At 49.5% G+C, this 13,968-nt stretch carries 11 protein-coding genes and 1 pseudogene; 11 read left to right on the forward strand and 1 reads right to left on the reverse strand.

Annotation, left to right across the window (positions count from 1 at the left end; all coding sequences use genetic code 11):
- Nucleotides 1-37 precede the first annotated feature (37 nt).
- On the reverse strand, nt 38-1,513 hold the full coding sequence (locus tag ACTWJ7_RS04825) for a phospholipase D family protein (protein WP_301880235.1): 1,476 nt from the start codon (nt 1,511-1,513) through the stop codon (nt 38-40).
- A 268-nt stretch (nt 1,514-1,781) separates the two neighbouring features.
- On the opposite strand from ACTWJ7_RS04825, the gene ACTWJ7_RS04830 reads away from it, so the two are divergent.
- The 11 genes and pseudogenes from ACTWJ7_RS04830 (at nt 1,782) to ACTWJ7_RS04880 (ending at nt 13,883) form a co-directional block, all read left to right on the forward strand.
- Nucleotides 1,782-2,717, forward strand: a complete 936-nt coding sequence (locus ACTWJ7_RS04830) for a MerR family transcriptional regulator (RefSeq protein ID WP_079350303.1) — start codon at nt 1,782-1,784, stop codon at nt 2,715-2,717.
- A gap of 283 nt (nt 2,718-3,000) precedes the next feature.
- Nucleotides 3,001-4,548, forward strand: a pseudogene (locus ACTWJ7_RS04835) (phytoene desaturase family protein).
- The gene (locus ACTWJ7_RS04840) at nt 4,545-5,846 is read left to right on the forward strand and encodes a phytoene desaturase family protein (protein WP_443145169.1); all 1,302 of its coding nucleotides are present in this window, start codon (nt 4,545-4,547) and stop codon (nt 5,844-5,846) included. Before ACTWJ7_RS04835 ends, ACTWJ7_RS04840 begins: the two are co-directional and overlap by 4 nt.
- A gap of 156 nt (nt 5,847-6,002) precedes the next feature.
- Nucleotides 6,003-6,875, forward strand: a complete 873-nt coding sequence (locus tag ACTWJ7_RS04845) for a phytoene/squalene synthase family protein (RefSeq protein WP_079350306.1) — start codon at nt 6,003-6,005, stop codon at nt 6,873-6,875.
- On the forward strand, nt 6,875-7,642 hold the full coding sequence (locus ACTWJ7_RS04850; RefSeq protein ID WP_079350307.1) for a carotenoid biosynthesis protein: 768 nt from the start codon (nt 6,875-6,877) through the stop codon (nt 7,640-7,642). Before ACTWJ7_RS04845 ends, ACTWJ7_RS04850 begins: the two co-directional genes overlap by 1 nt.
- A 105-nt stretch (nt 7,643-7,747) precedes the next feature.
- The gene (locus ACTWJ7_RS04855; protein WP_443145170.1) at nt 7,748-8,368 is read left to right on the forward strand and encodes a lysophospholipid acyltransferase family protein; all 621 of its coding nucleotides are present in this window, start codon (nt 7,748-7,750) and stop codon (nt 8,366-8,368) included.
- A gap of 2 nt (nt 8,369-8,370) precedes the next feature.
- Nucleotides 8,371-9,519 carry a glycosyltransferase gene (locus ACTWJ7_RS04860; RefSeq protein ID WP_301880233.1) on the forward strand — a complete coding sequence of 383 codons (1,149 nt, stop codon included), beginning with the start codon at nt 8,371-8,373 and terminating at the stop codon, nt 9,517-9,519.
- Nucleotides 9,516-10,997, forward strand: coding sequence for a phytoene desaturase family protein (locus tag ACTWJ7_RS04865; RefSeq protein ID WP_301880232.1), 1,482 nt, complete (start codon nt 9,516-9,518; stop codon nt 10,995-10,997). The genes ACTWJ7_RS04860 and ACTWJ7_RS04865 overlap by 4 nt, the downstream gene beginning before the upstream one ends.
- Before the next feature lie 337 nt (nt 10,998-11,334).
- A complete protein-coding gene (fni, locus tag ACTWJ7_RS04870; protein WP_301880231.1) occupies nt 11,335-12,402 on the forward strand; it encodes a type 2 isopentenyl-diphosphate Delta-isomerase in 1,068 nt (355 codons plus the stop codon).
- Between the two features lie 486 nt (nt 12,403-12,888).
- Nucleotides 12,889-13,209, forward strand: a complete 321-nt coding sequence (locus ACTWJ7_RS04875) for a transposase (protein ID WP_367620525.1) — start codon at nt 12,889-12,891, stop codon at nt 13,207-13,209.
- Nucleotides 13,210-13,232: 23 nt separating this feature from the next.
- Nucleotides 13,233-13,883, forward strand: a complete 651-nt coding sequence (locus tag ACTWJ7_RS04880; RefSeq protein WP_443146342.1) for an IS3 family transposase — start codon at nt 13,233-13,235, stop codon at nt 13,881-13,883.
- The last annotated feature ends 85 nt before the right edge of the window (nt 13,884-13,968 follow it).

Consider the following 13,968-nt stretch of genomic DNA (forward strand, 5'->3'; position numbering starts at 1 on the left):
AGTACAGGCGGGTTTATGCTTGGAATTTCGTTTTCAATTAGAAGGTTGTTAAACCCAAAATCAGCTGCAGCTTATATACGATTTCTTTCAAAAATGTAGTCTTTTCCTGAAATTCATCCAGGTTCAGGGTGAACTCGGCATCTTCATTATTCCATATACGGTCAAAATAAGCGGCGATATCTCGAGTAAATGAGTTATCTGGTGGCGCAGCAACCCATAGATCATTTTCCAGATTATAATCATTCATGTTTCTGGGAGTGAAGTTGGTCGATCCTCCAAGAACGATATGATCTCCGGTCGCTTTGGCAATGTACATCATCTTGGTATGATATTGCTCCTTGGTTGTGTTGTACCAGCGAATCTTGATTTTGCCATCCGATTTATCATGCAACTCCGCAGCTACAGGGCGATTGGGAATGCCGGTCTTCTCCTGACCAAAGGCATTTTCGTTCGGATCGAGCACTAGCCTTATTTCGGTTCCCCGTTTCGAGGCTTCAAGCAGGGCGTCCAATACTTTGGGTGAAGCGATGTAGAACATGCCCATCCACAGGGTATCACCTTTTACCGTTTGCTTAATCTCGTTTAGCACGGCGTCATTTACTTTGCCCTCGGTCAGATAGCGAATTCGCAAATCCCCCTTATTCGGATCTGTGGGAGGAGCTGTATAGGATGGGAGCTTTCCTCCACCCGAGAAATTCAGCACAGCCTGCTCCGACTCAAGGATATCTCCAATAATCGGTCCGGTTATTTCATAAGCAATGTTGGAGTGGTAGGCACTGGCGTCATGAATATTACCTGAGGAGACAATAGCCGTCTTCTCGTTGACCACAACTTTGCGATGGTTGGCCTTCACATTGAGCAATTTAAGGTAGGAGCGTACAGTGACATCCGGGCCATCGGATGCCATCAGGTTCGGAATCCACCCTTTCCCGGATTGTCCAAACCACTGGAAGAAGGTGCGCCACACAGCGGAGTAGACAGGGGTGGAGTCGCGTAAAGGATCAACATCTGTAATGACCACGTGAATTCCTGCCTGTTTCATCTGCTCCAGTAACGGGTTGGGTGCAGAGTTATAGTTGGTGTTCACTTCATCCGTAATGAACCAGATGTCCATTTCCGGTTTCTGAAGTTTTTTGGCAACCAGGGTTTCCGTAAACTCGGTGCTGATGGGTGGAAATTGCTGACCCTTGTGCTGGTAGTTATTGAATAAAAACATATCAACCACCACGAACTGTTCCGCGTCCTCAACAACCTGAAGCATGCGCTGGAAGATCTGCTGTTCATGCTCCATCTGTCCATCAGCGGAGGGATAGGTCAGATCATGCAGAAATTGTACCTGATCCACACGGTATTCCGGACTTTCATAAGAAATGCCGGATGGTAACGGTTTATAGGTCTGGTAGAGCATGACGGCGATGAGCCATAGCACCAATAGTACGAGACCTGTTCGTATGTATGGAAATTTGCCGCGTGAAGACTTGCGGTCTGATGTCTTGCGGCGATTAGAAAACAACAATAACTCCCCTTTCTGAACTTGCTGACTTCTATTACCACCCGGATGACAACGTTGACGCAGAGAGCCTGAAGCAATATTTCATTTATTAGGTAGATGGAGATCCAAGAATAGGACGGATGCATCGACAGTAATATGAGTGTTGTGTATAATAAGCGTATTGTTTTTGTAGAATGTTCGGATTTTCATATACCTGACAATGACGGGACCAGGCTTCGTTTTTAACCTGTGAATTGGAGCTATTTCAGGAAAGAAAGTGGGTAATAAGGTGTATTCCATCAAACAAGTCGCTGCCATGTTGGGTATTCCAACGGTAACCCTCCGGGCTTGGGAGAATCGATATAGTGCGGTCACCCCTGAGCGGACGGAATCGGGTTATCGCTTATACACGGATGAGAATGTTGCCGATCTGCGCTGGTTGAAAGAACAGGTAGAACAGCATCAGACCAATATCTCCGAAGCGGTTCGTATGCTTAAGGTGAACAAAACCAACCCACCTCCTGAAGCTGCTGTGCCTACGCCGTTAACGGCCCCCGTACCCACGTTGGAAGAGGCATATGTACGTATAGCCGATCAGATCTATGACTCGTTATACAATTTCCAGGGGGAACGGGCCAATGGGCTGATTGATTTTGGCTTCACCATGTACGGATATGATTCGATGTTTTATCATGTGCTGGTTCCCATACTCGTTCGGGTAGGAGATGCATGGGAACAGGGCAGAGCTTCGGTTGCTCAAGAGCATTTCATGACACAGCTGATCTCGCAGCGCTTCTATCAGTTTTTCCATCTGTTCCCGATCTATCCGCATCTGCCTAAAGTTCTGGCTCTATGCCCGGAAGGGGAGCATCATCAGGTTGGATTATTGCTGTTCTCGCTGTTTATGCGCAAAAATGGTGCTGAAGTGCTCTATCTCGGAGCCAACACACCGGAAGAGGGGATATTTCCAATCATTCGAGAGCAGAAAATCAGATTGGTCTGCCTTTCGGTTACCAGCTCCGAACTCCTTGAGCGGTGCGATCAGCTTGTGGGTCGAATTGCGGACGAGTTCCCGCATATGCGCTTTGTACTTGGAGGTAAAGGGTATGAGCGTGCAGAGAACGCCCGTTACCCACAATGGATTATGCCCGAAGATTCAGCGGATTGGCAATCGTGGATGGAACGTGAGTATTTCACAGAGCGGCCGTCCGGATTAGGCTATTGAATGCCATGCTTCTAAAATGAGTCTAACAATAAAATGTATAGGTTCGTGTATACAGGACATCCTTTGACGCAAGAGCGCGAGGGGTGTTTTTTTTGCATTTCAATTATTATTTACGTATTTTGACCAGTGGGTCATTTTTTTGATTTACAAGGTCGTATAATATTTGTATTATATTTGTATAATGTTTTTGCGTTTACCCGCTTGAACTGCTTATGGGCGGTTTAATAGTAAGTTAGAGACTATAGTACTAGAGGTAGTTCCTAACATAGGAAAGGTGAGTGGCATGATACCGAACCAGCAACGCAAACGTGCAGCTGTCATTGGTGCAGGTCCGGGTGGACTTGCAGCGGCCATGTTATTGTCCGGCCAGGGGTATGAAGTAGATGTGTATGAGAAGCAGCCTGTGATTGGCGGGCGTTCTTCCAGACTGGAGCTGGGAGACTACCGATTCGACCGGGGGCAACATTTTGATGATGCCTCAGTTGATTGAAGAGATGTTCGAGGTGGTGGGACGCAAATTATCCGATTATGTGGAGATGAAAGAGCTGACTCCGCTGTACGCACTGAATTTCGGTGATAAGGTGTTTACGCCCTCCCGCAACCGTGAAGATACTGCTGCACAGATCAAGGAGCTTTTCCCGGCAACGAGGACAATTACCTTCGGTTCATGCAGGAAGAAGAAGTGAAGTTTGGCAAAGTCATGCCTTTGCTGCGCCGACCTTTCGGCAAGCTGGCCGATTATTTGCGAAGAGATGCCATGACAGCTCTGCCGAAACTGGACATCAACAATACGGTCTATGGCATCCTGTCCCGCTATTTTACCGATGAGCGTCTGCGCTGGGCGTTTACGTTCCAATCCAAATACCTGGGCATGTCTGCCTGGGATTGTCCGGGTACGTTTACGATTCTATCGTTCATTGAGCACAACTACGGATTATTTCACCCTACGGGTGGCGTCAATCGGGTATTTCAGGCCATGGCTGATGTAGTTGAAGAATATGGAGGACGAATACATACATCCTGTCCGGTTAAACAGGTCATGGTTCGCAATGGGCGAGCAGAAGGTGTGCTGCTTGAAAACGGTGAACGCATCGAAGCAGATCATGTCGTCGTCAATGCAGACTTCGCCCATGCCGTGAATCATCTGTTTGAACCAGGAGTGCTTAAGAAATATACACCGGAGAAAATGAAGCGTAAAAAGTACTCCTGCTCCACAGCCATGCTGTATCTGGGCGTGGACGGTGAAGTGGATTTACCGCATCATTCCATCTATTTCCCCGAGGACTATCGACTGAACGTGGATGAGATTACGAAGCACAAAGTGTTGTCTGCGGATCCGTCCCTCTATATTCATAACCCTTCCAGACTCGATTCGACGCTCGCACCGGAAGGGAAATCTGCTTTATATGTGCTGATGCCCACGCCCAACCTAACCGGAGACATCGACTGGGAGACAGAACGAGAGAATGTGCGGGAGGCAATGTTGAAGCGGATGGAATCGATTACTGAGTTGTCAGACATCCGCAGCCGTATTGAAGAATCGATGATGTTTACACCGCTGGACTGGGAAAATGAACTGGATGTGTACCGCGGAGCGACGTTCAACATGGCTCACAATCTCGGCCAGATGATGTATCTGCGGCCCCATAACCAGTTTGAAGAGTTAAAAAGGGTGTGGCTGGTAGGCGGTGGAACCCATCCGGGCAGTGGGCTGCCAACCATCTTTGAATCGGCTCGGATTAGCGTAAAACTCATTCAGGAAGAGGATGCTCGCAAGCGCTCGAAACGATCCTCGTATGTGAAAACGGCGGAAGCGGGAGGCCATTCATGAAACGGGCAGCTATTGTAGGTGCAGGTATTGGCGGCCTGACTTCAGCCTTGTTGCTGAATAAACAGGGTTGGGACGTCACCGTATATGAACGGGGTTCCAGAGTTGGTGGTCGTATTAGTTACGAACAGGAAGGCGATTACCGGATTGACCAAGGCCCTACGATCGTGCTTCTGCCCGAGATGCTGCTAGGCATTTTGGAGGAAGCGGGTGTGGATCGTTCGAAGATTGAGCTGCTGCGTTGTGATCCCTTGTACAGAGTGCACTATAGCAGCGGGCGTGTGATGACCAAAATGACGGAACGTAAACAGCAGGCCGAAGAGATTGAACGTCTCTTCCCTGGAGAAAGTCAGGGATTCTCAAAATTTATGAACGATATGGACACGTTGTTTCCGGCGGGACGGGCTGCGTTTCTGGAACGGGCTTTCCCTCGGAAAAGGGATTTCTTCACTCCTTCTCTGATGTCCCTGATGGGCCGATTGCGTGCTCATAAAAGTGTGCGTAAGGCTGTAGGTGATTATTTTCAACACGAGGAACTGCTGGATGCTTATTCGCTGCAAAGTCTCTATATTGGTGGATCTCCCTTTGGTACACCGGGCATTTACTCCCTGCTCCCTTATGCAGAACACGAATATGGCATCTGGATGGTGAAAGGTGGCTATGCTGCATTACCTGCCATACTGGAACAGGAACTGATATCACGTGGTGGCCGTGTCGTGCTGAATTCGGAAGTTACCGGGCTGAATATCGAAAAGGGGATATGCAAAGGTATAGAAACAGCCGCAGGCGCAGAAAATGTGGATGCAGTTATCTACAATGGGGATTTCCCCCACCTGTCGGGTCTGCTTGGTCAGACGCCTGAAGGTACACGCAAACGAAAGCCATATCGTCCCTCATCGGGATGTGTGTTGATCTATGTGGGCGTAGACAAAACCTGGGAGGATGCAACGACGCATCAATTTTTTCTGCCTCCAAGTCTGGACGGCAGTTTGCGGGAAGTGTTCGACCAGCGCCGCATTCCGGCGAAGTCCTCATTTTATGTATTTAATCCGGCTGCATTGGACGAAACGGCAGCTCCGCCAGGTCAGAGTGTATTGTACTTCCTCATTCCGGTGCCGGATGCCGATGGTGTCAACTGGTCTCAGGAGAGCGAGGCGCTGGCAGAGCGTGTACTGGAAGAAGCGGAACAACGTGGGTTTCCGGGACTTCGTGCAGCGATCCAGTGGCAAAAAATACGTACTCCCGCTGACGCTGAGCGCGACGGGCTGTATGGGGGGGCAGCTTTGGCATCGCACCCGTGATGTTCCAATCCGGTGTATATCGGCCGCAACCGAAGCCGTTCCCGGCGATCCGGGACGATATGCCGCAGGCGCGTCCGTACATCCGGGAGGCGGGGTTCCTATTGTAATGCAAAGTGCTCGCATGGCAGTCAATCAACTCATAAAGGAGATGGAAACATGAATGAAGCGATTTTGAACAGGTGTGAAGAATTAATGCAAAAGGGCTCGTCATCTTTTTATCTGGCCTTTAGAGGGCTGCCAAGTCCGCGCCGTGAAGCTGTTTACGTTATCTATGCTTTCTGCCGCATGATCGATGACAGTGTGGATGAGCCGGAGCAGTCGCCCTATACGATTCATGAAATCCGCAATCTGTTCAATCAGCTGGAAGAAGCGGAAGGGCATTTTATTTGGCCGGCATTACGATGGCTGTTTACGAGCTTCCCTCATTTGGACAAAGGGCCTTTCTTGCGTCAGATCGAAGGACAATTAACCGATCTTCAAGTGACGCATTATACAACGATGGAGGAACTGGAGCAATATTGTTATCTGGTTGCAGGGACTGTCGGCGAGATGTTGCTGCCTGTATTACGCGATGACAACGGTACAGAAGTGGCAATGAACGGCATTGCGCTGGGCAAAGGCATGCAGATCGTAAATATTATCCGTGATGTGGGCGAGGACCGGACACGAGCGCGTCGCTATGTTCCACTGGAGATGATGGAGAAGCATGGGTATTCGGAACAGGATTGGGTTGACGGTATTGTGGACGAGAGGTTCATAGCCATTGTGCATGAATTAAAATCAGCTGCGCTGAGCTGGTTTCGTATCGGTATGGACCGTCTGGATACGTATCCAGATGAAAGTGCATTTGCCATTGAGCTGGCGGCAGCCTTTTATTCAACCATTCTGCATGCCGTTGAGCGCAACGACTATGACGTGTATACGAAGCGTGCGTTCGTTAGCGATGAACTCAAACTGGAGATGCTGGGTGCCATTGTGAAACGTTATCCAAGGCTGGCTTATCAAGCTTCCCGCACGGCGGTATCCTGATGATTCAGGGCCTGTACTGGGCATGGTATATCATCGGAGCAACACTGATGCTGACGATCGGAGTGCCAGATGTACTGTCCTTCTCCAACGGTTTGTTTCTAATCTTCTATGCACTGTATGTGCTGGATCTGATCTATCAAGGACGGAAACGGACGCGGCTGTCCGACCAGTCAGTCATTTGGATGAAACCCGGACTCTGGCTGGCTTCCGCTATTATATGGCTGGGAGGCATGGGCGTGGAATGGGTCGGTGTGCATACACATTGGCCCTTTGGCGAATATTCGTATTCGGATTTCTTCGGAATCCACCTGTTCAGTGTACCCGTTACATTAGGCTTCGCCTGGATTGCAGTGGTTGGAAACTCGGCTCTGCTCAGTGGTGGCGGCTCCTCGTGGACGGGTAAACTGATTCGAGCGGTCAAGACCGGATTCTGGGCCATCGTACTTGACTTGGTGCTGGATCCGGTTGCTCATGCCAGAGGATTCTGGCAATGGCAGGCCCCGGGTGGATTCTACGGTGTACCCTGGACCAATTACATAAGCTGGTTTGTGATGGGAGCGTTCCTCTCCTTGTTTCTTCCGGCAATGCCTTCGGATCGAAGCTCATTGCTGCGTGCAAAATGGTTATATCAGCTGTTTATTCTTTTGTTTGGGCTGTTAGCTCTCAAAGAAGGAATTACAGGCAGCTTCATCATTGCTATTGTGGGAGTGCTTCTTGCTGAGGGGAGCTGGCGATATGATTCGCGCCGTAAAATCAAAACCGTTTAACCGGATTTTTTCCTTATACAATCATTATTACTTGCTGCGGAGACGTTTTCGCTCGTTTACGTTATCGGGGTCATTGGACCCCGGCTCTCGAATAATGGCTCACCCATGGACCCGGATCAGCCTGTCATCTATTTCATGAACCATAGCTCCTGGTGGGATGGTCTGCTGCTCTATCATGCATCGCAGCAGACTTCCCTGGGAGATCATTATGTCATGATGGAAGAAGAACAGCTGCGACAATATGCTTTTTTTCGCAAACTTGGCGCGTATTCAATCAATAAGGAGAATGCATCCGGCATTCGAACCTCCTTGCAATATACGACCGAGCTGCTACACTCCGGCAAAAGGGTCTGGATCTTTCCCCAAGGGGAAATTCTGCATCAGGATGCCAGACCCATCGAGTTTCGTCCAGGCATTGGGTTGCTGCTCCGCCGCTCCCCGCGCACCGTAGCGGTACCTGTTACCTTGTGTCATGGCATGGTGCAGCATGATTTGCCAGAAGTATCGATGCAGGTGGGTACACCTGTGAACGAAGATTGGAAGACATGGAAAAGTGAGGAGATTGCGACCAGATTGAGCAAGGTACTGGAGCAGCAGTTAAATGACCATAAATCAGAGCTGGTACGCATTGGGCAGGGGAGTTTGCCGGGGGCCTTTCCACTGATTCGCCATGTGAGTTCCACGAGTGAAAAATACGATGCGGCACGGAAGCGGGTGAACCGTTAGCAATGAGTGCGTCTGAAATAGGATGGATCATACTGACTTGTGTATTGGGCATTCAATTGGTGTTTGCCATATGGAACGTCTCCTGTCTGCCCAAAGTGCGTTCATTCAACGCAAGCGGATGGAAAGACAAAGACATGCTGGTCTCTGTGCTGATTCCTGCCCGTAACGAGAAACTGCATATCCAAGGGTGTCTGGAGAGTGTGCTTGCCAGCGATACAACCGGATTTCGGATGGAAGTATTGGTGCTCGATGATCGCTCCGAAGATGAGACAGCAGCCTTGATCCAGGTCATTGCAGACCGTGATCCACGTGTGCGTCTACTGCATGGTGTGGAGCTTCCCGCAGGTTGGATGGGTAAGTCTCATGCCTGCCACCGACTGGTGCAGAAGGCCAAGGGTGAATGGTTTATGTTCGTGGATGCCGATGTGCGCTTGGAACCTGCGGCGATTCGTCAGTCCCTTGCTGCAGGGTGTGCACAGGGCGGCGGCCTCGTAACAGGATTCCCCTATCAGGTGACGAAGACCTGGATGGAGAAGCTCGTTGTGCCCATGATGGTGTTCACCATCATCAGCCATCTTCCCATTTTCATGATACGCAGATCATCCCATCCGATGTTTGTAGCCGCTACAGGGGCGTTTTTGCTCATTCATCGTTCCAGTTATAAGGCCGCCGGCGGACATGCTGCGATCCAGGCCGATCTGGTCGATGATATGAGCCTGGCCAAGGCCGTTAAGCGTGCGGGACATCCCGTCATGCTGGCCGACGTTCATGACGTGACGAATACACGAATGTACCAAGATGGTACAGAAGTGTGGAACGGCTATAAGAAGAATATGTACGAAGGCATGGGGCGCAAAGATGTGCTGCTGTTAGGCACGATGCTGATGTATACATTGATGTACATTGTGCCTCCGCTCGGTCTGATCATCGGTTTGTTGTCGGGCAATGCTACGTCCGTTATCTATGGTCTTGTGGGAACCGTGCTCGGGATAGCAGTCAAAAGGGTATCGGATTACGCTGGAGGACAACCTTGGTGGCTTGCTTTCCTGCAACCGATTAGTATGGCCTGTGTCATTGCGATCGGCATAGCTTCTTGGCAGGCAGGTCGTTCCGGTAAGGGGTATGTATGGAAAGGTAGGCGGTACAATTGAAGGGGAACGTCATCATTATCGGCGGAGGATTTGGAGGTCTATCGTGTGCCATTCGGCTAGCTTCGCAGGGTGTACGGGTCACCATTCTGGAACGGCAGGATCGGGTCGGTGGAAAGCTGCAGCAGATCGAGCAGGATGGATATCATTTTGACCGGGGGCCGAGTACAATTACGATGCCCGCCAGCTTCCGTTCCGTCTTCGATCACGCAGGTGTAGAGATGGAAGATTATGTGCAGCTATATGAGCTGGAGCCACGTACGCGTAATCGTTTTGCAGATGGGACCGTGGTTGATTTGTCGGGCAATCGAGAGTGGATGAAGGAGCAGATTGCTGCCTATAGCCCGGAGGATGCGACCGGTTATGATGCATTTATGGATGAATCTGCTGCGCTGTATGCGGAAGCCAATCGTCATTTTCTTGGAAAACTGCTGTTGTCGCCCAAGGATAAATACAATCTTCGAATGCTTCGCAGTTTGCTGCGTGTACGACCAACAGTGAAGCTGGACAAGCTGCTGCGATCATATTTTCAACACCCGCATACCCTTGCGATGTTCGGCCGGTACGCAACCTATGTTGGATCATCGCCCTATCAGGCGCCTTCAATCTTTGCCATGATGGGACATGTGGAAGCAGAGGTGGGCATCTATGGGGTCAAGGGTGGAACCTATCAACTAATTGAAGCGATGACACGGCTTGCACAGGAAAAAGGGATACAAATCATTACTGGCACCAATGTCCGGCAAATTGTGGTCAGGAATGGTCAAGTGGCAGGCGTGGATACGGATCAGGGCTTCCGGGAGGCCGATCAGGTTGTTGCCAATGGAGATGTTCTCAGTGTCAATCGGCTGCTGCTTGCACCAGAATATCGTAAACAGATGAGCGATGCACGGATTAACAGGTATGAGCCTTCGATATCGGGGTTTGTAACATTGGCTGGTGTGAAGAGACAGTATGAATCCCTGCTGCACCATACCGTCTTTTTCCCGGAACGGTATGAACCGGAGTTTGACCATATTTTCCGCGACCGAAAGATGCCTGCCGATCCCACAATCTACATCTGTTATTCCGGTTATTCGGAAGAGGGCATGGCTCCAGCCGGAGCCAGTAATCTGTTCATTCTGGTGAACGCTCCATATTTGTCGGACTCATGGAATTGGGAGGAGCAGATGGAGCGTTATGGCGAACTGGTGTTGGAGAAGCTGGCCGAGCGGGGCATTAAGGGATTGAAGCAGTCGGATGTGCTGATCCGGTACACTCCGCAGCATATAGAACGGGATACACTCGCTCATCAAGGGTCGATCTACGGCATCTCGTCCAACTCGGTGAAGCAGACCTTCATGCGTCCCGGCAACAAAAGCAAGGATGTCAAAGGGCTGTGGTACGTGGGTGGAACGACGCATCCGGGCGGCGGAACACCGATTGTAACGTTATCCGGGCAGCTTGTAGGGGCGCAGCTTGCATCTGAAATCGGACGGTAAGATGTGGGTGAGGATTTCATATAACAGAATGGCTGATTTAGCTTCCATATATCTTCATAGTAAATATAAGGTGGGCCCTCGGAATTCAAGATATTATCGGGTTTCGGGCACCCTTTCCATAGCGGGGTCAGAACGGTATACTGGGTAGAGTTGACGCGTCGTGCATGAAAATCATTTATAATATAGATCCAATTCATATCAATTGTACGTTACATAATAAGTAAGAACTATTTCCGAGAATCTCACTGCTGCACTGGGCGAAACCCTAAACGGAACATAGCCGGAACTGGCAATTATCCTGTCCATCAGCACTATTCTCACATAAGGAGGTCTCATCATGAATGAACAAGAGCGAGCCGGCGAACGGCTGCTTCCCGAGGTGGCTACGGGAGAACGGAAGCTGGAGCATGTGCGCCTCTGTCTTGAGGAGAATGTTGCAGGAGAAGGAGTAACCAGTGGAATGGAGCGGTATGCTTTTCGTCATAACCCGTTACCTGAACTGAATTTTGACGAAGTAAGTATGGACACTTTTTTTATGGGCAAAAATGTGCGTACGCCCCTGCTCATCAGCTCGATGACGGGCGGAAGCAAAACCACGGGCGCCATCAACGAACGGCTGGCGCGTGTAGCGAACGCCAGAGGCTGGGCGCTTGGCGTAGGGTCGATCCGTGCTGCCGTGGAACAGCCCGAACTGGCGAGTACCTTCGATGTGCGGCGCTGGGCACCGGACATTCCGGTCATCGCGAACCTCGGTGCGGTGCAGCTGAATTACGGATTCAGCACTGCAGATTTCCAGCGGGCAGTGGATATTGCTGGTGCGGACATGCTCGTGCTTCATCTGAACAGTTTGCAGGAAATCTTCCAGCCTGAAGGCAATACGGATTTTAGCGGATTACTTCATCGAATCGAGGAGTTATGCCGTCAATTGGATGTGCCTGTTGGTGTGAAGGAAGTGGGCTTTGGCATCGATGGAGTGACGGCGCAGCGATTATACGAAGCAGGTGTGGCCTTTATCGATGTAGCTGGAGCAGGTGGCACCAGTTGGGTGCAAGTCGAGAAGTTCCGGAATTCCAATCCGGTACGTCGTGCGGCAGCAGAAGCTTTTGCAGACTGGGGCATTCCAACAGCGGAGTGCATTCAGGAAGTGAGAGCGCTGAACCCGGATGGTGTTCTGATTGGCAGCGGTGGACTATATAACGGTGTGGATGCAGCCAAAGCACTTGCGCTTGGTGCGGATCTGGCCGGATTCGGTCGATCTTTGCTCGAATCCGCAGTAGCTTCGGAAGAAGCGCTGGATCAACGGCTGGAACAGGTTGAGTTCGAACTGCGTACGGTTATGTTCGGGATTGGCGCAGGGCGGATCGAGGGTTTGCAGGGTACGCCACGTCTGGTGCAACGGCCTTAGATTGAGGGTTGAAATAGAGGTGCGAACCCTAAGCTCACACGATTTCCCTGGGGATTCGCACCTCGAAGTTTGTCGTAAATGACTTTTTTGTGCCCTTTTGGCAACACCAATGTTCGATTTAGACTGTTTTTTTATCATAAATGTAAATAAGATTTGTTGTAATTATTGGATACACGTAATAATGTCTAAATTTTACGACTTTATTACGTGTGTTTTCGCTGTCGCACTCTGTATGGAGTGCGTGGATTGAAATAACTGATGCTGTCATCACAAACTGATCATCAATGTAGTCGCACTCCGTATGGAGCGCCAATATAATTAAATTCTTAAAGCGTCATACATTTCTTATGCTCGTTTTACATAATCAGAAGTCAGAGCAGTAACACCAAAAAAACCGTCCAATGGTATTATCCCCTTTAAGTAGACACTTGAAAAAACCTTCATGTTATCATGAGGGTTCAAGTGACACTTGGAGGGGATATTTTTATGGCCAAAAAAGGACAAACATTTCAGACGTATACCGAAGAGTTTAAATTGAATGCAGTTAGATCCTATGTCGAAGGTTCTTCAAGTTACAAGGTGGTCGCTGATCGCGAAGGAATTCGAAACTGTTCACAACTGAAGGTGTGGGTAAAAAAATGGAAAAACGGGGAAGCGTTTGATGATCGAAAAAACAATGTTCCGAATCCAATGAAAGGACGTCCCCGTACTGCCTTTAGCAGTGTAGAAGAAGAACGGGATTACCTTCAAGCACAGGTGGATTATTTAAAAAAGCGGTATCCAAATCTAGTAAAGGAGAAGCGCTGAGCCAACGGGAGAACTACGATATCATAGACGAATTGCGCTGCTCGCATGGCATTACACGCCTATTATCGATTACAGGAATACCCCGTTCCAGTTACTACAAATGGCGAGCAACACAGCCGCAGCGAGACGCAAGACAAGACCGTGAGCGTGAGATCAAAGAACACATGATGGCTATTCATTTTGCAAACCGAGAGTTTGGTTATCCTCGCATGACAACGGCGTTGTGGGAGGCTGGTCTGAACGTTAATCACAAGAAAGTATGGCGAATCATGCGGGAACTATCGATACAATCGGTAATTCGTAAGAAGCGGAAGAAGTCCAGCTATACGCCATCTGTGATTTATCCGAATCGCCTGAAGCGCAAATTTCATGCCACAGCACCCCAGCAAAAAATGGTGACGGATATTACTTATATTTCAGATGGAAACACATTCGTTTACCTGTCTGTGATTCAAGACTTGTTCAACAACGAAATTGTAGCTTGGCAATTATCTAAACGGAACGATGTTCAGCTCGTATTGGATACGGTGGAACAATGGACAAAAAAGAGACGTTTCGGAAGCCGTGCTCCATTCGGATCAGGGCTTCCAATACACGTCTCAGGCGTACAACACACGATTAGAAGCATTCGGCGTGAAGGGCAGCCACTCTCGCAAAGCAACCTGCCTGGATAACGCATGCATCGAATCCTTCTTTTCGCATCTCAAGACAGAGAAGCTGTACCTCAACCAGTGTAATTCAGAAGTAGAGATTCGACGA

It is taken from the genome of Paenibacillus sp. 1A_MP2 (genome assembly GCF_052244825.1).
Taxonomy (GTDB): Bacteria; Bacillota; Bacilli; order Paenibacillales; family Paenibacillaceae; genus Paenibacillus; species Paenibacillus vandeheii.

What these genes read in the sequence shown, in the direction of transcription:
- ACTWJ7_RS04860 (WP_301880233.1), top strand. Translation starts at nt 8,371, where the DNA reads ATGAGTGCGTCTGAAATAGGATGGATCATACTGACTTGTGTATTGGGC.
- ACTWJ7_RS04845 (WP_079350306.1), top strand. Translation starts at nt 6,003, where the DNA reads ATGAATGAAGCGATTTTGAACAGGTGTGAAGAATTAATGCAAAAGGGC.
- ACTWJ7_RS04850 (WP_079350307.1), top strand. Translation starts at nt 6,875, where the DNA reads ATGATTCAGGGCCTGTACTGGGCATGGTATATCATCGGAGCAACACTG.
- ACTWJ7_RS04875 (WP_367620525.1), top strand. Translation starts at nt 12,889, where the DNA reads ATGGCCAAAAAAGGACAAACATTTCAGACGTATACCGAAGAGTTTAAA.
- fni (WP_301880231.1), top strand. Translation starts at nt 11,335, where the DNA reads ATGAATGAACAAGAGCGAGCCGGCGAACGGCTGCTTCCCGAGGTGGCT.
- ACTWJ7_RS04840 (WP_443145169.1), top strand. Translation starts at nt 4,545, where the DNA reads ATGAAACGGGCAGCTATTGTAGGTGCAGGTATTGGCGGCCTGACTTCA.
- ACTWJ7_RS04855 (WP_443145170.1), top strand. Translation starts at nt 7,748, where the DNA reads ATGGACCCGGATCAGCCTGTCATCTATTTCATGAACCATAGCTCCTGG.